At 46.0% G+C, this 21,241-nt stretch carries 20 protein-coding genes; 17 read left to right on the plus strand and 3 right to left on the minus strand.

The genetic code is table 11. From position 1 onward, the window contains the following. The first annotated feature begins 11 nt into the window (after positions 1-11). Positions 12-1,589 carry a SagB family peptide dehydrogenase gene (locus tag PP175_RS03685; RefSeq protein WP_272441492.1) on the plus strand — a complete coding sequence of 526 codons (1,578 nt, stop codon included), beginning with the start codon at positions 12-14 and terminating at the stop codon, positions 1,587-1,589. A gap of 100 nt (positions 1,590-1,689) precedes the next feature. Here the strand turns inward: PP175_RS03685 and PP175_RS03690 are convergent, their stop codons facing one another. After that, complete coding sequence (locus tag PP175_RS03690) at positions 1,690-1,965, minus strand: hypothetical protein (protein WP_272441493.1); 276 nt, start codon at positions 1,963-1,965, stop codon at positions 1,690-1,692. Between the two features lie 244 nt (positions 1,966-2,209). Here PP175_RS03690 and PP175_RS03695 point away from each other — a divergent pair, with 244 nt between their 5' ends. From PP175_RS03695 to PP175_RS03730, 8 genes are all read left to right on the plus strand, one after another. Then, positions 2,210-2,713, plus strand: a complete 504-nt coding sequence (locus PP175_RS03695) for a GNAT family N-acetyltransferase (RefSeq protein WP_272441494.1) — start codon at positions 2,210-2,212, stop codon at positions 2,711-2,713. 104 nt (positions 2,714-2,817) lie between these two features. After that, positions 2,818-3,207 carry a CidA/LrgA family protein gene (locus tag PP175_RS03700; RefSeq protein WP_272441495.1) on the plus strand — a complete coding sequence of 130 codons (390 nt, stop codon included), beginning with the start codon at positions 2,818-2,820 and terminating at the stop codon, positions 3,205-3,207. Then, positions 3,182-3,883: an LrgB family protein gene (locus tag PP175_RS03705; RefSeq protein ID WP_272441496.1), complete on the plus strand. Its 702-nt coding sequence runs from the start codon at positions 3,182-3,184 to the stop codon at positions 3,881-3,883. Before PP175_RS03700 ends, PP175_RS03705 begins: the two co-directional genes overlap by 26 nt. Positions 3,884-4,014: 131 nt before the next feature. Beyond that, positions 4,015-4,854: an STAS domain-containing protein gene (locus PP175_RS03710; RefSeq protein ID WP_272441497.1), complete on the plus strand. Its 840-nt coding sequence runs from the start codon at positions 4,015-4,017 to the stop codon at positions 4,852-4,854. Between the two features lie 202 nt (positions 4,855-5,056). Continuing rightward, entirely contained in the window at positions 5,057-5,827 is a 771-nt protein-coding gene (locus tag PP175_RS03715; protein ID WP_272441498.1) for a Cof-type HAD-IIB family hydrolase, read from the plus strand. Positions 5,828-5,936: 109 nt separating this feature from the next. Continuing rightward, a complete protein-coding gene (locus PP175_RS03720; protein ID WP_272441499.1) occupies positions 5,937-6,743 on the plus strand; it encodes a PAS domain S-box protein in 807 nt (268 codons plus the stop codon). 133 nt (positions 6,744-6,876) lie between these two features. Next, positions 6,877-7,335, plus strand: a complete 459-nt coding sequence (locus PP175_RS03725; RefSeq protein WP_272441500.1) for a MerR family transcriptional regulator — start codon at positions 6,877-6,879, stop codon at positions 7,333-7,335. 21 nt (positions 7,336-7,356) lie between these two features. Beyond that, entirely contained in the window at positions 7,357-8,103 is a 747-nt protein-coding gene (locus PP175_RS03730; RefSeq protein WP_272441501.1) for a sirohydrochlorin chelatase, read from the plus strand. Between the two features lie 62 nt (positions 8,104-8,165). Here PP175_RS03730 and PP175_RS03735 read toward each other — a convergent pair whose 3' ends face one another. Continuing rightward, entirely contained in the window at positions 8,166-8,864 is a 699-nt protein-coding gene (locus PP175_RS03735; RefSeq protein WP_272441502.1) for a FadR/GntR family transcriptional regulator, read from the minus strand. Positions 8,865-9,433: 569 nt separating this feature from the next. On the opposite strand from PP175_RS03735, the gene PP175_RS03740 reads away from it, so the two are divergent. Then, positions 9,434-10,873, plus strand: a complete 1,440-nt coding sequence (locus PP175_RS03740; RefSeq protein ID WP_272441503.1) for an FAD-binding oxidoreductase — start codon at positions 9,434-9,436, stop codon at positions 10,871-10,873. Between the two features lie 58 nt (positions 10,874-10,931). After that, positions 10,932-12,188, plus strand: a complete 1,257-nt coding sequence (locus PP175_RS03745; RefSeq protein WP_272443173.1) for a (Fe-S)-binding protein — start codon at positions 10,932-10,934, stop codon at positions 12,186-12,188. A 63-nt stretch (positions 12,189-12,251) separates the two neighbouring features. Here the strand turns inward: PP175_RS03745 and PP175_RS03750 are convergent, their stop codons facing one another. After that, positions 12,252-12,602 (minus strand): helix-turn-helix domain-containing protein, encoded by a 351-nt coding sequence (locus tag PP175_RS03750; protein WP_272441504.1) that lies wholly within the window; start codon positions 12,600-12,602, stop codon positions 12,252-12,254. 226 nt (positions 12,603-12,828) lie between these two features. Between PP175_RS03750 and PP175_RS03755 the strand changes: the two genes are divergently transcribed. The 6 genes from PP175_RS03755 to PP175_RS03780 all read left to right on the plus strand — a co-directional run bounded on the left by PP175_RS03755 (position 12,829) and on the right by PP175_RS03780 (position 21,239). Beyond that, a complete protein-coding gene (locus PP175_RS03755; protein WP_272441505.1) occupies positions 12,829-13,545 on the plus strand; it encodes an ATP-binding protein in 717 nt (238 codons plus the stop codon). A gap of 95 nt (positions 13,546-13,640) precedes the next feature. Beyond that, the gene (locus PP175_RS03760) at positions 13,641-14,519 is read left to right on the plus strand and encodes a diacylglycerol kinase (protein ID WP_272441506.1); all 879 of its coding nucleotides are present in this window, start codon (positions 13,641-13,643) and stop codon (positions 14,517-14,519) included. Positions 14,520-14,558: 39 nt separating this feature from the next. Further along, complete coding sequence (rlmD, locus tag PP175_RS03765) at positions 14,559-15,965, plus strand: 23S rRNA (uracil(1939)-C(5))-methyltransferase RlmD (protein ID WP_272441507.1); 1,407 nt, start codon at positions 14,559-14,561, stop codon at positions 15,963-15,965. 342 nt (positions 15,966-16,307) lie between these two features. Beyond that, positions 16,308-16,895: a restriction endonuclease subunit S gene (locus PP175_RS03770; protein ID WP_272443174.1), complete on the plus strand. Its 588-nt coding sequence runs from the start codon at positions 16,308-16,310 to the stop codon at positions 16,893-16,895. Positions 16,896-16,899: 4 nt separating this feature from the next. After that, positions 16,900-19,956, plus strand: coding sequence for a type I restriction endonuclease subunit R (locus tag PP175_RS03775; protein WP_272441508.1), 3,057 nt, complete (start codon positions 16,900-16,902; stop codon positions 19,954-19,956). A 41-nt stretch (positions 19,957-19,997) separates the two neighbouring features. Beyond that, entirely contained in the window at positions 19,998-21,239 is a 1,242-nt protein-coding gene (locus PP175_RS03780) for a restriction endonuclease subunit S (RefSeq protein WP_272441509.1), read from the plus strand. The last annotated feature ends 2 nt before the right edge of the window (positions 21,240-21,241 follow it).

A 21,241-nucleotide genomic window follows, 5' to 3' on the forward strand; every position in this document is an offset into this window, starting at 1 on the left:
GAGGAAAAAGGATGAGCCTTGAGGCATTTTTGCATGATTTACATTTTGACACGGATAAGGCAAGGCCGCCTGATTGGGAAGTAGATTGGGAAGACGCACCTCTTCCGTATAAGCTGTACCGTGGCTTGCCTGGATTTCCATTATCTCAGGAAGTACCGCTCACTCTCCAGAGACGGGAACTTCCCGCAAAGCCCGAATTACAGGAGCTTGGCCATTTTCTCTGGTACGTATTCGGGCTTACTCAAGTCTGCCAAACAGCCTTTCCCATGGATTCCATGGAAGATGTAAGCTTCATGCAGTCTTATCGGAGGTTTGTTCCGTCCGGTGGGGCACTGTATCCAAACGAATTGTACATTTATTTGAAGATCGATGATTTGCCTTCCGGGGTCTACCACTATGATGTGGCCCACCACCGACTGGTGATGCTTAGAGAAGGCAATTTTGACTCTTACCTTGCCCGGGCCCTTGGCAATCGCTGCCAAATGTCTGCTTGTTTTGGTACCGTTTTTGTATCAACCATGTTTTGGAAGAATTTCTATAAATACAGCAACTTTGCCTACCGTCTGCAAGGTCTGGATGCCGGCGTGTTAATCGGACAGCTGTTGGAAGTGGCGAAACGTTTTGATTTCGAATCCGGAGTCTATTTTCAATTCCTCGATCAGGCTATGAATCATTTGCTCGGGTTATGCGAACAGGAGGAGAGTGTGTATGCGGTTATTCCGCTGTCATTGAAACCTGCGAGCATGTGGTTTGCCAATGGGAATGAAGAAAACGGGGTTGTCTCTGATACAGAATTGACTCGAGAGTTGGCAGCAATCCGTCCTGATCACTTCCTCCGCTCACGGAAGGTGATAGAGTTTCCAATGCTCATCAAGATGAATGAAGCTTCCGTGATTCATTCATTAGGGCCGCCTCAGCAAATCGAGGGCCAAAAGAGCATGAACTTTGAGGGACAGACGATTGTGTTGCCCGAGGTGAAGCGGTTGTCGTATGATCTGGCATCGGTTTGCCGCAGACGATATTCACCAAGCATGGATTTCGTTTCAGGCAAGGTTACCCTAAATCAGCTGTCTACTCTCTTACAGGAGACGATGGCTTCCTTCCTGTATCACAATGATTTGGATAAAACAAGTGATATCCTTAAGTCCCGGGTCTCATTGTATGGCTGTTTGTATAGCGTCGAAGGCATTTCGGATGGTGCGTACCACTATGACAGTGAAACTCATACATTACGGCAACTGCGTCTCGGCGATCATCGGCTCCAGCTGCAATACGGAATGTCTGCGGACAATGTAAATCTGTTTCAGGTACCGCTCTGCTTCCATGTAGCAGGTGATCAGGATCATCTTATAAGGGCACTGGGGTATAGGGGTTATAGAATCCAACAGATGGAAGCGGGCATGCTCGTGCAACGACTACTGTTAGCGGCTTCTGCCGTTGGAATGGGGGGACACCCGCTCCTTGGTTTTGATGTGAGTACGTGTGATCAGATATATAAAATGGATTCGCAAGGAAAAACAAGTCTGATCCAAATTCCCGTCGGTCCTTATCGGGAACCGTCAAGACTGGAGGGGAGTTTGCGTAGCTAAGGGAGAGCAGTATCCCACTTTATACGATCCTTATGCAATAAGCGAGGGTGCAGGATCGCTCCTGCACCCTGCCTTTCCTTGAAAGTAGATGGGGCTAGCGCTATTGATTCTGCTCGGTCTGGTTGGAACCGCGAGCACCACGCGCGTTTTTCGCATTGTTGTTCGATCCGACACCCTCGCCAACTTGGTTGCCTAATGCAGCACCAGCGACGCCACCTGCAACGGTGCCAAGCGGCCCAAAAACAGAACCCACAGCAGCACCTGCAACGCCACCGCCAACGGTTCCTACAGCCTCACCAGCATCGGTACCAGCCATGTTGTTTTCATTGCGTCCACGAGCACCAGCATTGCGATTGCGATTGTTATTCTCAGCCATCCATCTCACTCCCTCGTTTTGTGTTAGGGAAGCGCTGCTGTTTCGCTCGCGCCGTCCCGGAACATATTTTGCCCGACCGGGGACAGATTTACGCACTCATGTTGATCAAAGCGAAGATGGAACGTAGCGGGCCGCGCAGCAATGTTTCACAGTAAGTTCAAATAAAGGATTCGCCAACAAAATACAGAATTTATAACAAACGATTCCCCAAAAAAGGAAAGGTTATAAAAGGAGAGGGATTTAGATGCCAGCTATAAATGCTCAACAATGGACAAGAGGCGATGCATTTACGATTTCAAATGATAACCGTTACTTAGATGTTGATATGATCTTTCACTTTCTAAGTAAGGAATCTTATTGGAGTCAAGATATCCCAGTCGAGTTAGTAAAGAAAATGATTGAAAATTCTACCGTATGCTTTGGCGTATATGAGCGTATCCCAGCTTCAGACAGCCTAAAACAAGTGGGGTTTGCCCGTGTTGTTTCTGACCTTGTTCGATTTGCATGGTTGGCAGATGTTTTTATTCTTCCCGATTACCGGGGACTGGGTCTAAGCAAATGGTTAATGAACATAATTACAGAACAACCTTATTTAAAAGGTGCTCGTTTTATGTTGGTTACGAAGGATGCACAGGGTTTGTATGCACAGTTTGGATTTGAAATTATTGAGAATCCCGAAAACTTCATGCAAAGACCCTATAATACGGAAGTAGTAATTCGGGAGCACACGCAATCCACAAGTAAATAACGTCGTCGTTGAACGAGCAATGTAAGGAGCCGCTGTAGAATAAGCGGCTCCTTTATCGTAAATTCTAAAGGTAATCTGTTGCTTAGAATGGTGGAATAGTGCCCGTGAATATCTTTGTAGCCCTCGCACAAATTGGTTTGTTAACCGTCCTTTATCTGTTGGGGAACCTGATAACGAAATACCTGCACATCCCATTGCCGGGGAGCATTGTAGGATTGGTTCTCCTGTTTTTGTTGCTTCAATTTAAGGTTGTTAAAATTGAATGGATAGAAAGAGGGGCTACCTGGCTTCTTGCAGAGTTACTCCTTTTTTTTATACCCTCGGCAGTTGGCGTAGTCAATTACCAGCAGGTGATAAGCTCACAAGGGGTTAAGTTAATTGCAGTCATTTTCTTGAGTACTTTGACCGTTATGGCGTTCACCGGTCTTACTGCTCAATTTATAGCGAAACGTGGGAGAGGTGAGTTGAATGAGTCTCGTGCTAAACATCGTTAATATCGCTATCACCTGCTTCGTATATTGGCTTAGCAAGGCATGTTACGTACGCTGGAAAAACGTTCTGCTATCGCCTATTTTAATCAGCCCCATTGTTCTCATTGTGTTATTGCTGCTTTCACACACTCCCTATCATACATACATTAATGGCGCTAAATGTTTGACCTATTTGTTGGGACCTGCAACTGTCGCGTTTGCGGTACCAATGTACAAACACATAAATCTGGTGAAAAGACACCTGTCTGAAATTATCTTCAGCGTGACAGCTGGCTCTGCATCTGCCATCGTATCCTCATTCCTCTATGCGTTGTGGATGGATCTGAGTACAGCACTCACCACTAGTTTGGTACCTCGTTCCATCACAACACCTGTTGCCATGGACATTTCAAAGAACATTGGAGGGATTCCCACCCTTACGGCGGTCTTTGTCATTATTACCGGTATCACAGGTGCGGTTGTCGGCCCTTCGCTGATTCGGTTGCTCCGTATTGAGAAATCAACAGCGAAAGGACTCATGCTTGGAATGAGCGCACACGGGGCAGGAACCTCAAAGGCATTTGAGATGGGGGAGTTGGAAGGCACATTTGCAAGTATAGCGATGATTGTGGCAGCCATCATCACCATTATTCTGGCGTTTACGATCTTTCCTGTTTTACGATCAGAACTGATGTTTTAAAGGGATATGGTCCCGAAAAACTCAAGAAAAACATCTGTTTCAATATTGTATCCAGGTGGTAAAAGGATGTATCTTAAGAAGATGGGGATAAGAAATATGGACTAGTGCGTAAATCTAGGGGAGTGGTTATATTGAATTTAGTTTTTAAAGAAGGACAGGATGTAAAGGAGTTCCTTTTAGAAAATAGAGAATCATTTGAGGATAAGCTGTTATCAGAAGCGGAAAATGTTCGGGATAAAATTGAGGAAATTCAATTAACGGGTAATATTGACCTTTTAAGTAACGCGCATAAGGTAGTCTTGTACGTTGTCGGGTATCAAGAAGAGAACCTGGTAGCTTTTGCTAAGCAAGAAGGTATATCATGGGCGAAGCATTCGTTAACGTTAGCACTCAAGCTGGAATGGGTTCACGCGATTCGAAGAACCCTGTGGAATTTTCTCTATCGCTATGATCAATTAAGCCATAAATCGGTTTCTCATGATGATTTCTATTCCTTGGAGAAAAAAATTAATGAGCAAATAGACCAGTTTCTGAATAACTTTTTTATCAGTTATTCAAAATTTAAGGATGAATTGCTTGACGCTCAAAAAAGGCTGGTTGAAAATCTATCGGTTCCCATCATACCGGTTTCTTCACGAATATGTGTTTTGCCTTTAATTGGAGACATTGATTGCTATCGTATCGCTATGATAGAGGAAAAAGTATTAATGGAAATAGCAAAATCACAAATTCATATATTGATGATGGACCTCTCCGGGATTTCTGAGATGGCGCCTGCTATAGCGAATCAATTATTGCGAATAATAGATGGGATTTCAATGATGGGAGCCGAAGCCGTCATTACAGGATTACGCCCTGAAGTTGTAAGGGAAATGATACGGGAAGGCATCTCCTTTACGGGGACGGCACGTTTGAAAGGGACTTTACAGCAAGCATTAAATGATTATCTGGTTCTTCCTTTAAATTCGTAAATGCCATACATAAGAACAAGAATATACCTTAAGTAGAAGCAGGGATCTGTCTCTTGTGGTTATGATCATAAGGATCAGCTCCTTCTTTTTTTTGATTCGATTTTCCGATTAATGGTTTACAAAGAATATTTGCCAACCCGAATCAGCACAAATAGATTAAACTTTCCCGATTGCTTACGTTATAATAACAACAGGAAAGGAAATGAATCGAATGAAACTTTTGTCGCTTGATCTAGATGGAACGTTATTTAATTCCGATGCCGAGCCTACCTCGGAAAATTTAAGAGCGGTTCAGTTGGCTCAACAAAACGGGGTTCATGTGATCCTCAATTCCGGACGCTCTCTACCGCAAATTTTAAAATATCCACAGCTTATGACGCTAAATTGCCCAATGATCTGTTATAACGGGTCACAAATTTATGACCAGTCACAGACATTGCTGCACGAAACTTATCTTTCGTTAGCAGATGTGAAAGAAGCGCTGGAACAAACACAACACTTAGGTTTCGATGTTAAAATTCACACTGAAAATGGACAGGTGCTGGCGGAAGAATTACAGGGAGAGGCATCTTATCAACCTTTATCCGAGCCTAAAATTTATAAAGTTATTTTTTCAACCGATGGGGAAAAAGAGAGACTATACGATGTAAAAAAACATATTGATTCTCAGATTTTTACGGCTACGATAGAAGCCCACAAGAAACGGATCGAGCTTACAAGTAACAAGGCGTCGAAGGGTCTGGCTATTCGCATGTACGAAAAATTGAGCGGTATACATTTTGACGAAATATACGCCATCGGAGACGGAGAGAATGACATCGAGCATTTTAAAGCGGCTACTTTTTCTATTGCCATGGGAAATGCAAAAGACTTTATCAAAGAGCACGCACACGAAGTCACCAAAAGCAATGACGAACATGGGGTAGCCTTCGCTATTCAGCACCTGTTTAAGATGAATTTACAGGTTGTTTAGTGACGATTGGTGCAGCAAACCTCACAGCAAGAGACAACAGGCTGAACAGTATGGTGACGGTTCAGCCTGTTATGGAGATAGAGCCCGCTATAGGAGGTATTAAATTTTTATGGAAAATACCGAAGATGAAGCCTGTCAACAATTAGTTAAAAGTGAAAAAATGTATCGTGAAATTGTTGAATCTTCCGAAGAAACCATTGTCATACATGCGGATCATAAAGTATTGTATATCAATCAATCAGGAGCGAATTTTTTAAGGGCTGCCAGGGAAGATATTATTGGGGCTTGTGTATTGGATATTTTTCAAGAAGACTCTAAGGCAATGATTAAAGAAAGAATACGAAAAAATATGGTAGAAAATCAACCGGGTGAGCTTATTGAACAAACAATAGTGAGATTAGATGGCACACCTGTTCACGTAGAATTGAATTGCCACCCATTTATGTTTGGGGATACAAGAGCGATTCAATCTGTTTTCAGAGATATCACAAAGCGAAAAGATACCGAAACAACACTCAAAAAAGCACTAGAAGAAATCAACCAGTTATCGGCTCCATTAGTGCCTATTCACGAAGGGATTGCCGTACTTCCTCTGGTGGGTTCCATTAATTTAAAGCGAGCAAAATATCTTTTAGAACAAGTGCCCTTAAAAATAAAAGAGAAGAATATCGAGTGTTTGATCAGTGATTTTTCCGGTATCTATACACTGGATACCACGACCATCGACTATCTATTTAAAATTAGCGCTATTCTTGGTTTGCTTGGGGTTCGTTCTGTTGTAACGGGAGTAAGCCCTGAGATTGCTCAAATGGTGGTTCGACTCGGAATGGATTTATCTTTAATCCAAACATTTGGCACCGTACAGCAAGCGCTGGATGAACCGGGCAGCAATCCAGCAGACTCTATCAGAAGATAAGCCTGTTGAACTAACAAGGAACGATGGTTTCTGCAAATCCAGATAAGCCACCTTTTGTGAAAAGGGTGGTTTTTTTACGCATATAAGGGGCGCACAAAATGTGCTATTCTTAAGAAATAAGGAGGGAGCGCAAGTGAGCCAGGAAAAACTCCTATCTGTTTCGGATGTATCCAGAGTGCTGGGCCTTGAAGAAACGACGATTCTGTTCTACCGCAATAAATTCGAACGGTTCATACCCACTGTCGGGTCGGGGCCCAAACGGCGTTTTTATGAAAACTCGCTGGATATTTTTCGCTTTATTCAGCATGCTTTTGAGAAAGACTTAAATGTGATTCAAATAGAGGCCGCGCTCAGCGGCAGGTCCAAGATCAACCAGATGAATCCGCTGCAGCAGCAGAAGGCTCTCCTTGCGTCCGCTTCCACTGTTTTTAAGCAGGTGCAGGATGTGATGCAGGAGATGCTCCATGTAATGGAAGAAATGAACCGGTACAGGGAACATTTTGAGAGGCGGGAGAAGGAACTTGTGGCCCGCATCGAACAGCTGGAGCGGCAGGTGAAGGCGCCATTCTGGAAAAGATGGTTTGGCCTTTAAGAGGATAGGAGTGGATGGTTTATGGGAGCAGGTGTGCTTGTGATCTGCCACGGCTCGCGGAATGCTGGCTGGGTTCAATATATTGAGCAACTGAAATCCGAACTGCATATCGATACGCCCGTGGCGTTCGCCTTTCTGGAGATGGCGGATGGGGAGGGTATTTATGACGGCATTCGCAGCCTGGAAGGGCAGGGGGTTGACCGGATTATTGCAGTGCCGCTTTTTGTATCGACAGGCAGCACGCATCTGGACGAAATACAGTATGCGCTGCGCATCCTTGCTAAACCATCCGTAGACACCGATCTTAAGCCGTTGCCTCTGTCGGTCCCTGTGCACTGGACGCGGCCAATGGATGATCATCCGCTTATCCTTGATATCCTGCGTGAGAGGATAAAGCGTCTATCGTTATCCGCTGGACAAGAAGTCCTCATGGTTGCCGCACATGGCAGCGATGTGCCTGGGTTTCAGGAGAAGTGGCAGCATGTGCTCGGCAGGATAACTTCCCATCTCCACCGTGAGTTCGGCTTTAAGGGGGCTGTGTATGCCACGATCCACCCGGACACCATTCGCGCGCAGGCTCTGGCTGCCGCCGATAAGGGCAGGCTTCTCGTCATCCCGCTGTTTTTAAGTGAAGGCTATTATACAAAGAAGGCGATTCCGGCTAAGCTGGCAGGCATTCCGCATCTGTACAGCGGAGAGGCGTATCTGCCGGATGAACGGATCGCCCGCTGGATTGAGGAGACTGCCGCACCCTATATACAGAAGTAACGAAGCGTGGATTTCACAGCAGCCCACACAGTAACAGTCCACCAAGCCAGGCATTCCGCATCCTAAGGTTCCCGGCTTCCGTCCAGCGCTTCTTCGACCCGGCGCAGATGGTGGGTTACCAGATCCCTCGCTTTTGCCCCGTCCTGCTCCTTAATCGCGGCATAAATCTCGCAATGTTCCTGAAACAGCCGCACACCGGAATCATGCCGGCTGTACAGCCACAGGTTGCGGGTGTCGCGAATCGTATGATTCATCGCGTCTGAGAGGCTCTCCATCATTTTAATCAGATAAGGGTTGCCTGTAGACGTGGCGATCATTCTATGAAACTGGATATCATAGATGCGGCTCATCTCTTCATTTTCAATCGACACAGCCATACTCTCGAGTATCTCCTCAAACTGGGCCAGATGCTCAGCTTCCCGCGCCTGTGCGGCGAGTTCGGCACAGCCTGTCTCAATCATTTTGCGAACCTGCAGAAGATACGTCAGTTCCTTCGCGCTTCCCGCAATAAGAGGAGGAAGCGTGGTAAGCGCCACTTTGGCACTCCTCTTCACATAGGTGCCTTCACCCTGCCGTGACTCGATCAGCCCGCGGGCCTTGAGCTGGCTCAACGCTTCCCGGATCGTCGATTTGCCCACCCCGTATTGCTCGGCCAGCCTGTCGATCGTTTTGATCCTCTCGCCAGGGTTCATAATCCCTTCCTCGATCATCTTCTCCAGGTCTTCCGCCACAACCTCATAACTCTTCTTGATTAAACTCATCGCATGTCCATTTCCTTCCGTTATGTTAAAGGTGCACAGGCACATTCACTACCTTTACTATACGCTTTTTATCAGCTAGTCCACAGTGCATACACTTACTTAAAGAAAGTTGAGAAAAACATCGCGGGCCATGCCGCTCTCTCCTTTCCCCTCATAGAAGTTTTTACGGCCGCTTTGTGAAACGACGGGCGAACCGGCATTAGGGAATCTTGGCTAGCGGCAAGCGTAAGCGCAGGCGATGGCCTTAGATTCCTTTATACCGTTTAGGTGCAACATCTGGGTATCCCAATGATGGAGACAGTTGCCGGTTTTTTTCGCCCTCTGTTCCACACGCTCCACAGGGGGAAAGAAAGGTGCGGACATGCGCCTCCCGATGTTTTCCTTGGGTGTTTGAGGACCGGGGGTCCCATTTAAAAAATCGCTCAAGGCACTTCAACACGCTAAAGTGAAATATACTTTGGACAAAAAAGAATATGATTTATCTTATACTACAAAATTTTCAGCTTTTGTGGTAGAGTAATTATTAAATTCATCAGATGACCTGCCGAATAGGCGAGGAGGATGTAGAAATGGATAAAGAGGTGAAAAGCCAGCTCCGCGGAATTGTCGGAGAAAACTGGTTTCTTGATTCAAAAAATGAATTGTATACGTATTCATACGATGCGACGCCACTGTATCAGGCGATGCCAGATGCGGTCGTGCTGCCTTCATCCGTAGAAGAAGTTGCAGCGGTTCTAAAAGTCGCCAACGAATATAAAATCCCGATCACTTCTCGCGGATCCGGATCGAACTTATGCGGAGGCACGGTTCCGGTGGACGGCGGCATCGTGCTCGTCACCACCCGCTTAAACCAGCTCAAAGAAATTGACCAGGAGAACCTGACCGCAACGTTTGGGCCTGGCCTCATTACGGCTGACCTGCATAAAGCAGTGGAAGCGCAGGGGCTGTTCTACCCGCCGGATCCGGGCAGTATGCGCATCTCCACCATGGGCGGCAATGTGGCCGAATGCGCAGGCGGTATGCGCGGCCTCAAATACGGCGTAACCAAAGATTACATTATGGGCCTGCAGGCGGCGCTGCCGAATGGTGAAGTGCTGCGCGTAGGCGGCAAAAACGCGAAAGACGTAGCGGGCTACGATATTACCAAGCTGCTCGTCGGCTCCGAGGGCACGCTTGCGGTTGTCACCGAAATCACGGCGAAGCTGCTGCCGCTGCCGTCAGCCAAGCAGACGCTTGTGGCCTACTACAACGATTTAACGGACGCGGCCCGCACCGTGCAGCGCGTCATTGCCCAGAAAATCATCCCGGCTACGATGGAGTTCCTCGACCAGGCCACCATGGTTGTAGTCGAAGACTTTGCAAAAATCGGCCTGCCGTTAGATATGCAGGGGATGCTCATTATTGAACAGGATGGAACTCCGCTGCAGGTCGAAAGCGATGTCGAGCGCATCGCGCAAATCTGCCGGGCGGAGGGGGCCGTCGAAGTGCGCACCGCCCAGACAGCGGAAGAAGGGGCCACCCTGATGGCGGCCCGCCGTGCGGCTCTGTCAGCGCTGGCCCGCATGAAACCGACTACCATATTGGAAGATGCTACCGTGCCGCGCGCAAGGCTGGCAGAAATGGTGGAGCAGGTCAACGTCATTGCGAAAAAACACAGCGTCCACATCTGCACGTTCGGGCACGCAGGCGATGGAAACCTGCACCCAACCTGCATGACGGACGAGCGGGATCAGGAAGAAATCCACCGCGTCGAGCAGGCTTTCGAAGAGATTTTCCACGCGGCCATCAAGCTCGGCGGCACGATAACCGGTGAACACGGAGTAGGCATGGCGAAGGCCGGCTACCTCGAGCTTAAAGTGGGACAGAACGGCATCGAAATCATGAAGCGCATTAAAGAAGCATTTGACCCGAACGGCATTATGAATCCGGGCAAAATTTTTGCGAAAAGCAGCAGAAGAAGGGTAGTGGTGAGCAGTCATGCGTGCGGACACGAACACAGCCACAATTGAATCGGAAACAAAACCAGCCTGTGAGTCAACGAATACAAGCCTGTTGAAAAAATTTGATATGGATGAAATTATGAACTGCATGCAGTGCGGCTTCTGCCTCCCTGCCTGCCCAACCTATCGCCAGACAGGCAAAGAGATGGCGAGCCCGCGCGGCAGGATTGCCCTGATGAAAGGGGTGGCCCAGGAACAGCTCGAAGTGGACAATGAATTCGAGCACAACATGTACCTGTGCCTCGGCTGCCGCGCCTGTGAAACAGCCTGTCCGGCAGGCGTGCCATACGGAAGCCTGGTGGAAACTGCGCGTGAAGTGGTGGAGACGAATAAGAAGGAAGAGAAGAAAGCGCCGTTTATTCGCGACATTATCTTCAATAAAGTATTCCCGCATCCTGACCGCATTGATAAGCTGGGCACGGCGCTGTGGGCGGCACAGTCCATGGGCCTGCAGACGATGGCGCAGAAGACGGGCCTCATCAATGTTCTGCCGCGCCCGATGGCCGAGATGCAGGCGGCGGTCGATAAGATCGCTTCACCTGCGGAACGCAAGAAGCGCCAGAAGGTTATGATGCCGGAAGATAAACCGAAAGCGCTCAAAATCGGGATGTTCAAAGGCTGCATCATGGACGTCATGTTCTATGAGACCAATCAGGCAACCGCCCGTGTGCTCGTCAAGGCAGGGTGCGAGGTGGTATTCGTGGAGGACCAGGTGTGCTGCGGTGCGCTTCACGCGCATGCCGGGGAAAAAGACGGGGCAGTCGAGCTCGCCAAACGCAACATTGAAGCGTTTGAGAAAGCCGGCGTAGATTTTATCGTAAACAACGCAGGCGGCTGCGGAGCGGCTCTGAAGGAATACCACCACTGGTTCCATGACGATCCCGAGTGGAAAGAACGGGCGATGGCCTTTGTGGCCAAATCACGGGATGCCAACGAACTGCTGGCCGAGCTGCCGCAGCTTGCGTTCACAAAGGAACTGCCGCTGCGCGTGACCTACCAGGATTCCTGCCACCTGGCACACGGCCAGGGCATCCGCAACCAGCCGCGTGACCTCATCCGGAGCATTCCGGGCGTTGAGTATGTCGAGCTATCGGGCGCCGACAGCTGCTGCGGCTCAGCCGGTATTTATAACATTACGAACTTTGATATGTCGATGCAGATTCTCGACGATAAAATGGTCAACGTTAAGCAGACGAAGGCCCACGTTATCGTTACCGCAAACCCGGGGTGCCTCCTGCAGATGAAGCAGGGCATCATCCGCGCAGGCGTCCAGGATGAGATGGAAGCCGTCCACATTATGGACCTGCTGGACCGGGCTTTATAGTATAGGAAATTAAAATAAGCAATAACCCTTCGCTCATTTGTCAGGAGACGGAGAGGTTATTGCTTATTTGCTTTTCTTTAGCTTCTGCAGCGCATCAATAGTGTGGCGAATCTGCTCTTTCACGATTTCCTGCTCCTGCGGGGACAGACTCTCGTAGCCCTTATAGTAGGAGATATTCAGCGAAGGGTCGCGAAGTACCTCGGGCATCGGGTTCTTCTCCTCTACGCGCCCAAGCAGAAAGTCAGTGGACACATCGAAGAAATCCGCGATCTTCTGAAGCAGGGCAAAATCAGGCTGGCGCTTATTAATCTCATAATGCGTATACGCGCCCCGTGAAATGCTCAGCGCTTTTGCCACTTCATCCTGCGTTAAATTTTTCTGCTGGCGGAGCAACCGCAGCCTGTCACCAAACACGGCCATCCCATCCTTATTTATTCTTGCGATTTATTATACTTTAGCGGCGAATCTAAAAAATCACGTGTGACAAGGTGTTGCAAATCAATTGATCAAAGCCGCCAAATAAAGTAAAATTAAGGAAAAAAGTATCAAATCGATACATTGTGAGGGTTTAATGGGGGTCCTCGATTCCCATTATTTCTTGCAGCGCTGTACAGCATATAAATCCAAGGGGGAGAGGTCAATGAATCAGGTGAAAGACGCGGAAGATATGGGGGAGCAAAGCATGGCATTAATGGGTGAGATCGCGTCGCGCATCGCCCATGAAGTGCGAAATCCGTTAACGACAGTACGCGGTTATCTGCAGCTGTTAGCGTGTGAGGAAGGGAAGGGGTATGAAGAATTATTCTCCAATCTATTAATTCCCGAGCTTGATCGGGCCAACCAGATCATCAGCAACTTCCTCCTTCTCTCAAAGCCTCTGTCGCTCAACAAAGAAAGCGTGCTGCTTAACCGCCTTCTTACTAAATTTGTCCGCATGGCTGCCCGGCAGTTTATCGAAGAAGAAATTCGCATCACCTGCCACTTCGCCGCCGAACTCGATGAGTTGTCGATCGTCGTTGATCCGCTCCAGATCATGCAGGTGATGTGGGCACTGTTTAACAATTCACTGGAAGCCCGGGACAAGGCAGAACTGCTGCTGACGGTTCAGACCAGTCTCATCCATGGAAAGGCCTATATTGTGTTTCGGGATAACGGAAAAGGTATGAACAAAACCACACTCGGCAGAATTTTTGATCCCCTTTTCACCACCAAGCAATCCTCCTTTGGCCTGGGCTTATCCGTCGCTCACAAGATCATCCGACTCCATGAAGGGGAGATGGACGTGCGCAGCTGTGAGAAGTACGGCACCATAGTCTCCCTCATGATCCCCGGTATGCCGCTCGCCTCCCGTGCCTAGATACGCCGCCACCCTGTTCACAGCTTTTAAAATGGAAAAAAAGCAGGTATGATAGTCATAGTGAAATTTTGAAGCGAAATAGGGTGGATAAAGAGATGAAACGAGCGCGTTTAATATACAACCCAACGGCCGGACGGGAAGAAGTGCGCAAAAGGATACCGGAAATCCTGATGACGCTTGAGGCCGGCGGGTATGAAACGTCCTGCCACGCCACAACCCGTGAAGGCGATGCCACTGCGGCTGCCCGCCGCGCGGTAGAAAACAGGTTTGACCTGGTGATTGCGGCCGGCGGGGACGGGACAATTTACGAAGTAGTCAACGGCATCGCCGAACAGAAATACAGGCCAGCGCTGGGCATCATTCCGGCCGGCACAACGAATGACTTTGCGCGGGCGATCGGGCTGCCCCGCTCCATTATGCGGGCTGTACAGGTGATTGCGAAGGGGAAGCCTTTTCCCATCGATATCGGACGGATGAACGACCGGTACTTTATCAACATTGCGGGCGGGGGCATGCTGACCACGCTGACGTACGAGGTGCCCAGCAAGCTCAAAACGGTGCTTGGCCAGGCTGCCTATTATATGAAGGGAATCGAGAAACTTCCTTTTCTTTCGCCGATTCCGATTCGAATCGAAACCGATCAGCAAATAATAGATGAAGAGATCATGCTTTTTCTCATCGCCAACAGCAACTCGGTAGGCGGCATGGAGCGGATGGCGCCGAACGCGAAGCTCGATGACGGGCTGTTTGACTGCCTCATCTTAAAGAAAGCGTCGATCCCGGACTACATACGAATCGCTACGCTCTTAATGAAGGGCGAGCACGTCAAAGATCCGAAAGTGATGTACTTCCAGACGAAAAAGTTAACGGCGACTTCACCGAACGAGGTGGAGCTTAACCTGGACGGGGAACTGGGCGGCATGCTGCCGTGCACGTTTACCGCGCTGCCGCGCCACATCCAGCTCATCCGTTAACGGCATCGATGAAAATCCAACGAATACAGGTGAACATCCTTGGCAAATAAACGAAAGCAACACAACAATGAGGCAGCGGTTCTTGATCTGCCGGTCGAAAAAAATCAGCAGATCGAGCTGACCATCGAAGACCTGTCGCATGAAGGAAACGGTGTCGGACGCGTTGAGGGCTATACGGTGTTTGTGCCGGGCGCCCTCCCCGGAGAGCGGGTATCGGTTGCGATAACCAAGCTTAAGAAGCAGTACGGTTACGCGCGCCTGTTAGACATCGTCTCAGCCAGTGAGGACCGGCGCGAGCCACCATGCCCCATCTATAAACGGTGCGGCGGCTGTACGCTGCAGCACTTTGACTACCAAGCGCAGCTAAGTTTCAAGCGCAAGCTGGTGGAGGACAACCTGCGCCGCATCGGCAAAATTGAAGGCGTAACTGTTCACCCGACGATCGGCATGGACAATCCATGGCGCTACCGCAATAAAGCGCAGGTGCCGATCGGGGAAGAGGAAGGCGGCCTGATCGGGGGCTTCTACGCCCAGCGCTCGCATGAGATCATCGACATGGAAAGCTGCCTGATCCAGCACGAGAAGAGCGACTTTCTGGTGAATCAGGTGAAGAAAATCGCGAGTAAATACGGGATTCCGGCGTATGACGAGGGGAGCCACAGGGGCGTCTTGCGCCATGTGGTAACCAAGGTTGGCTTTGCGACCGGCGAGCTGATGATTGTGCTGATTACGAACTCCGATAAGCTGCCGCACCAGCAGGCGTTGGTGGAAGAGCTGGCCCGCGAGATCCCCGACCTCAAAAGCGTTGTGCAGAACATCAACACGAAGCGCACGAATGTGATCTTCGGCGACAACACCCGGGTGCTGTGGGGCGAGGAATACATCTATGACACGATCGGCGATGTGAAGTTCGCCATCTCCGCGCGTTCGTTCTACCAGGTGAATCCGGTGCAGACGGAGAAGCTGTACTCGAAAGCCCTGGAATATGCGGGTCTGACCGGTCAGGAGAATGTAGTGGACGCGTACTGCGGCATCGGGACGATCTCGCTGTTCCTTGCCCAGAAAGCGAAGAAGGTGTTCGGCGTGGAAATTGTGCCGGATGCGATCGAAGATGCGAAGCGAAATGCTGCGCTGAATGGCATGGACAATGTGGAGTTCCAGGTAGGGGAAGCGGAAAAGGTGATCCCTGCATGGTATACGCTGGGCAACCGTGCTGATGTGATGGTCGTCGACCCACCAAGGAAGGGCTGTGATGAGGCGCTCCTGCAGACGATCATTGATATGAAGCCAGAGAAGGTTGTGTATGTGTCGTGTAATCCATCAACCCTCGCGCGTGATCTACGCATCCTAGAGGATGGCGGTTATAGAACGGTTGAGGTGCAGCCTGTGGATATGTTTCCGCATACGACACATGTGGAGTGCGTGGTAAAGCTATATTTGAAATAGGTTGGTGGCAATAGGTTAAATGGTTTTTAACTAAATATAGAAGTGTGTTTTATGTTCCCTCGGACGAATGGTTCGGGGGATTTTTTGACCCCCGGGGTCTTACTTTTACGCAGAAAAGAGTCGTGGAATTTTACGGAGATGGTTTAGCAATTTGGCGGAAGAGGAAACTTTTTACATAATAGTGAAATAAAAACATGGCTTGCAGAATAGTTTCAGGTGGCTTTTGACGAACGATAATAAGAAATATAAAAATATTTCATATTATCGTTTGACAAAACAAATTCGAGGTGATTTAATATGTAATATAGAAATATTTCAAAAAATACCTTTTATAGTTTGGTGGTGATTAATTTGGAGAAAAGAGGATTAAAAGAGTTCGTAACATTCGTTCCAGGTATAAATCCAACAAGGGCGCAAAAACAGTTTGGAACTCAAGTAATAAATTATTATGATCAGGCGTCTTTTGAAGCTGATTATAATCATGAGGACGTATTTGTTGAAGATGAGGCAAAATCTTTATCTCAAAATAACCCATCGTTAAATGAAGGTGATGTTGTTATCAGTAACTCATTACAGCTTGCAACAATGGTCGGTAAAAATAATGTTGGTAAGGTGTTGTCTCTCAACTTCACAAAAATAGAGTTTGATAGCGAACAACTTGATAAGAAATATTTTCTTTTCTTGTTTAATGCTTACAAAGATGTGAGGCGACAAAAAGAAAGGGAGTTACAGGGGAATGGACCCGTTCTAAGAATTCCGCTTCGTGCTCTTGGGGAAATTATCGTTCCTGTTGTTCCGCTTGAGGAACAGAGGAAAATAGGCACTATTTACGCAGAAACACTGAAGTTACAAAGCAAGTTAAACAAGTACGGAGAATTGATTGAGCAGTTTGCGAGCTCAATAATAGAAGGAAACTTAGAGGGGAAATAATCAAATGAAAAGTCAATCGGAATTAGCATTTGAAAATGAAGTCATCGATTATTTGACCAAAATCGGTGGAGTAAAACAATGGGAGTACAAAAAAGACATCAAAACAACCGAACAACTCTGGGATAACTTTAAAATAATCCTTGAACAAAACAATCGTGCTCGTTTAGATGAACCATTGTCTGTCACTGAATTTAACCAGGTGAAGAAAATCATCACTAGTATCGAATCACCTTACCATGCCGGACAGTTTTTGTATGGTGTTAACGGTGTTTCTGAAATCGAAGTTGACCTTGACAATGGTAAGCATGTGTTTTTGACAGTATTCGACCAAGCTCAAGTTGGCGGTGGAAACACTGTTTATCAAGTGGTAAACCAAATAAAGCGGCCAAAAGTTATTGATGGTAAGCCTAACCGTCGATTTGACGTGACGTTGCTTATTAATGGTTTACCGATTATTCAAATCGAATTAAAGAAGGCTCTTCACAGCACTACAGAATCCTTGAACCAGATGGAACAGTACATTGCTGAAAAACAATACAGTGGCATCTTTTCAACCTTGCAGATTCTAATTGCGATGACACAGTTTGATATTCGTTATATGGCAAATACGCCACTCAAAAGCTTTAACCGAGCTTTTGCGTTCAACTGGCAAAATGAAGACGATGCTCGCCCTATTCGTTCATGGAAGACGTTTGCCGATAAAGTGTTGTCAATTCCAATGGCTCATGACTTGGCAACACGTTACATGGTACTTGATGGTACGAAAAACAAAGAAAGTATCAAAGTCATGCGTCCTTATCAAGTCTATGCAACAAAGCGTGTGCTTGATAAAATTAGAAAATTTGACTTCAAATATGATGATGGTAAATTGGGATACATTTGGCACACTACAGGCTCAGGTAAGACAATCACAAGTTTTAAGACAGCGTGGCTTGCAAGCCGACTATCTAATGTAGATAAAGTTGTCTTCTTGGTTGACAGAATCGCGCTTACCAACCAAACAGCTGATGCCTATAAAGCCTATGATCCTGTTGCGGGTTTTGAAGGGAAAACTGGTGTGGTGGGTGACACAGCCAATATCTCAGACCTTCATCGCAAACTAACGAAGAAAAGCGATAAGAACATCATTGTGACAAGTATTCAAAAAATGTCGCGTTATGTAGCAAGGGACAGCTTCAAGCCACTTAATGAAAATATTCTTTTTATCGTTGATGAAGCCCACCGTTCAACTGGTGACGGTACTGAAAATGAAGGTATGCTCGAAACAATCCGAAAAGCTATTCCTAATTCTGCTTGGGTTGGTTATACCGGTACACCAAAATTCCCTGAAACACGAGAAATCTTTGGTGAACTACTACATGCATATACCATTAAAGAAGCTATTGCGGATAAAAACGTCTTAGGGTTTAACGTTGAATTCAAGGAAACGATCGAGGCTCCCGAAGATCCCACCGAAGATGATATCGATGATAATGTTCGTGGTAGTGTTTACGACTATAGCCCAGAACATGTGAACTTAGTAGTAAAGGACATATTCGATAACTGGAAGAAACGTTCAAATGACCGTAAGTATAATGCCTTGTTTACAGTCCATGTTGGTGGTAATAAAGCAAGTACACCAAGAGCGATGGAATACTTCGATAAGTTTGCGGAAGAGAATGCGAATCGTCTAGCAGATAAAAGACTAAAAGTTGCGGTGAGTTTCTCGGCAGATACATCCAATAGTATTCATCAACTGAAAACGAACGAAAACTTGCACAGAGCCATCAAAGCCTATAACGAAATGTTTGGCACAGCTTTTGAAATGACGACAGTTAAAGCCTACACAGAAGACTTAGCACGACGTTTGAACAAGACAGCTGATGATGGTAACTATTTAGATTTGGTAATCGTTGTTGATCAACTTTTGACCGGTTTTGATGCTCCTGAGATGAATACGCTCTATATTGATCGAACGCTTAAGGGTGGGAACTTAATTCAGGCGTACTCACGTACAAACAGAATGCATAATTTTGTCGATAAGCCTTGGGGAAATGTCGTGAATTATCGTTGGCCGGAGCAAAATGAGTATGAAATGAATAAGGCTTTTGCTATTTATTCAAATCGTGCATCTGCTGACGAACAGCTTTCTCTTGAAGATTTGAAAGAAGGTAACGAAGAGTCTGGTATCATTTCTAAACCGTTCAGCAAGGTCCAAGCTGAGATGCAAGAAGTCATCAAGAAGCTTTCAACGCTCACAGATGATTTTGTGCAATTACCACCAAGTGAAAAAGCACAAGATGAAGTCTTTGAGAATTTGAAAGAGTATAATCGCTTGCTTAGTCAGTTGAAACAATATACCGAAGATGATGACAAAAATCCTATTTCTGCCTATGATAATCCTGAAGAGTTCTATGAACGATTAGGTATTACTGAAGAGCAGGAAGTAATTTTAACAACTGTAATCGCCGGTGAGTTGAAGGAGCGACGTGCAAGGCGAGAAGACATTGATATTTCGCAAGTCAATCTCTCTATGGTTCATATTCACGATGTTACCATCAACTATGATTATTTGATTGATTTGATTGCTCGAATGGCTGATGAAGTTCACGTGAACGAAATGTCGAAAGCTGAAAATACACTTGATGAAATCCATCTTGAAATTGCCAAGTCAGACAATGAAAGAGAAAAATCTAAGATGCGCAACTTTGTATCTAAAATTTTCTCAAAAGAGTTTGAATTTGATAGTTATCCAGCACCTCGAAGTGTTGAAAAAATGAATCAAGCCATGGATAAAGCACAAAAGGAAACGAATATCCAACTAGTAACGAATTTCATCCGCACTTGGGGGCTTGACAACAGCACTAAACCTAAGGAACTTGAAAAGTTGATAAAAAAACACCGGTTAGGTCAAGAGGATATGGATAAACAAGGTGAGTTAACCGCAATCATGAATGACGCAAAAGCTGATTATAAAGAAATTGCAGTTAAAAAGATCGCAGAATTAACTTGGGTACGATATCGCATTGAATTCCGTAAAGCATTTTACGAAATGGCCGACGAAATTAAGAAGGGAGAATAGTCAAGTGATAAAATTATGCAGACTACAAAAGGAAATCAGAAATGAGCGATAAAACAATAAAATCACCTCAAATCAGATTCGCAGAATTTACAGATGCTTGGGAACAGCGTAAGTTAATAGAAATGTTGGTCCAACCTATTACTGATGGTCCACACGAAACTCCAGAACTTGTGGAAGACGGAATACCGTTTATATCAGTTGATGCTATTGTTGATAATCGAATTGACTTTGCAAGAAGAAGAGGATTTATTACAGAAAAATATAATGACCAATGTTGTAAAAAATATAGCCCGCAATTTCATGATGTTTATCTTGTAAAATCAGGTTCTACTGTTGGAAAAACAGCCATAGTTGAGACATATGAAAGATTCAATATTTGGTCACCACTTGCAGCTATGAGATGCGGGGATAAATCTGAATCATATTTTTTATATAACATGTTGCAGACAAGATCACTACAAACTCAAGTTTTTGATAAATGTTCTCATGGAACTCAACCGAATTTAAGTATGAGACAGTTAGAACAATTTAATGTTTCTTTACCAAATATTGAAGAACAGAAGGAAATAGGTACTTTCTTTAAAAACCTCGACAACCTTATCACTCTTCATCAGCGTAAGTTGGAACTGCTGAAGGAGACGAAAAAGAGTCTGCTTCAAAAAATGTTTCCGAAAGATGGAGCCAATGTTCCTAAAATTCGATTTGCAGGATTTACTGATGCTTGGGAACAGCGTAAGTTAGATAATATCTTAAAAGAAAGAAAAGTGAAGCAGAAAATATCTGAAGAAGTACCACTCTTAGCCTTTGCAGCTGGCCAAGGAGTTATTGATCGTAGTGAAAGAAAAACTAATAATAGAGATTTTTTGACAAAAGATTCTACTAAAAAAACATACCTGCTTACAAAGTATAATGATATTGTCTATAATCCTTCAAACTTAAAATATGGAGCAATTGATAGAAATAAACATGGCCAAGGAGTAATATCGCCAATTTACGTTACATTTGAAACGGATGAAATTCCATCATTCATTGAATTAATATTAAAAAGCGAAAACTTTAAACAACGAGCTTTACAGTATGAAGAAGGAACTGTTACAAAACGTCAATCTGTTAAACCAGAAAATCTTTTGAGTTTAGATGTTGTATTGCCAAATTCTAAAGATGAGCAAATAAAAATTGGTAAATTCTTCGAACAACTAGACGACACTATTGCTCTTCATCAGCGTGAGTTAAATTCGCTTAAAAATTTGAAGAAATCACTACTTCAACAAATGTTTATATAAGA

The sequence above is a fragment of the Aneurinibacillus sp. Ricciae_BoGa-3 genome (assembly GCF_028421645.1).
Lineage (GTDB): Bacteria > Bacillota > Bacilli > Aneurinibacillales > Aneurinibacillaceae > Aneurinibacillus_B.

Excerpts from the sequence above, each read along its gene's own strand:
- PP175_RS03760 (WP_272441506.1), top strand. The coding sequence starts at position 13,641 with ATGAAACGAGCGCGTTTAATATACAACCCAACGGCCGGACGGGAAGAA.
- PP175_RS03685 (WP_272441492.1), top strand. The coding sequence starts at position 12 with ATGAGCCTTGAGGCATTTTTGCATGATTTACATTTTGACACGGATAAG.
- PP175_RS03780 (WP_272441509.1), top strand. The coding sequence starts at position 19,998 with ATGAGCGATAAAACAATAAAATCACCTCAAATCAGATTCGCAGAATTT.
- PP175_RS03775 (WP_272441508.1), top strand. The coding sequence starts at position 16,900 with ATGAAAAGTCAATCGGAATTAGCATTTGAAAATGAAGTCATCGATTAT.
- PP175_RS03730 (WP_272441501.1), top strand. The coding sequence starts at position 7,357 with ATGGGAGCAGGTGTGCTTGTGATCTGCCACGGCTCGCGGAATGCTGGC.
- PP175_RS03745 (WP_272443173.1), top strand. The coding sequence starts at position 10,932 with ATGGATGAAATTATGAACTGCATGCAGTGCGGCTTCTGCCTCCCTGCC.
- PP175_RS03695 (WP_272441494.1), top strand. The coding sequence starts at position 2,210 with ATGCCAGCTATAAATGCTCAACAATGGACAAGAGGCGATGCATTTACG.
- PP175_RS03755 (WP_272441505.1), top strand. The coding sequence starts at position 12,829 with ATGAATCAGGTGAAAGACGCGGAAGATATGGGGGAGCAAAGCATGGCA.
- PP175_RS03720 (WP_272441499.1), top strand. The coding sequence starts at position 5,937 with ATGGAAAATACCGAAGATGAAGCCTGTCAACAATTAGTTAAAAGTGAA.
- PP175_RS03735 (WP_272441502.1), bottom strand. The coding sequence starts at position 8,864 with ATGAGTTTAATCAAGAAGAGTTATGAGGTTGTGGCGGAAGACCTGGAG.
- PP175_RS03705 (WP_272441496.1), top strand. The coding sequence starts at position 3,182 with ATGAGTCTCGTGCTAAACATCGTTAATATCGCTATCACCTGCTTCGTA.
- PP175_RS03715 (WP_272441498.1), top strand. The coding sequence starts at position 5,057 with ATGAATCGAATGAAACTTTTGTCGCTTGATCTAGATGGAACGTTATTT.
- PP175_RS03740 (WP_272441503.1), top strand. The coding sequence starts at position 9,434 with ATGGATAAAGAGGTGAAAAGCCAGCTCCGCGGAATTGTCGGAGAAAAC.
- PP175_RS03690 (WP_272441493.1), bottom strand. The coding sequence starts at position 1,965 with ATGGCTGAGAATAACAATCGCAATCGCAATGCTGGTGCTCGTGGACGC.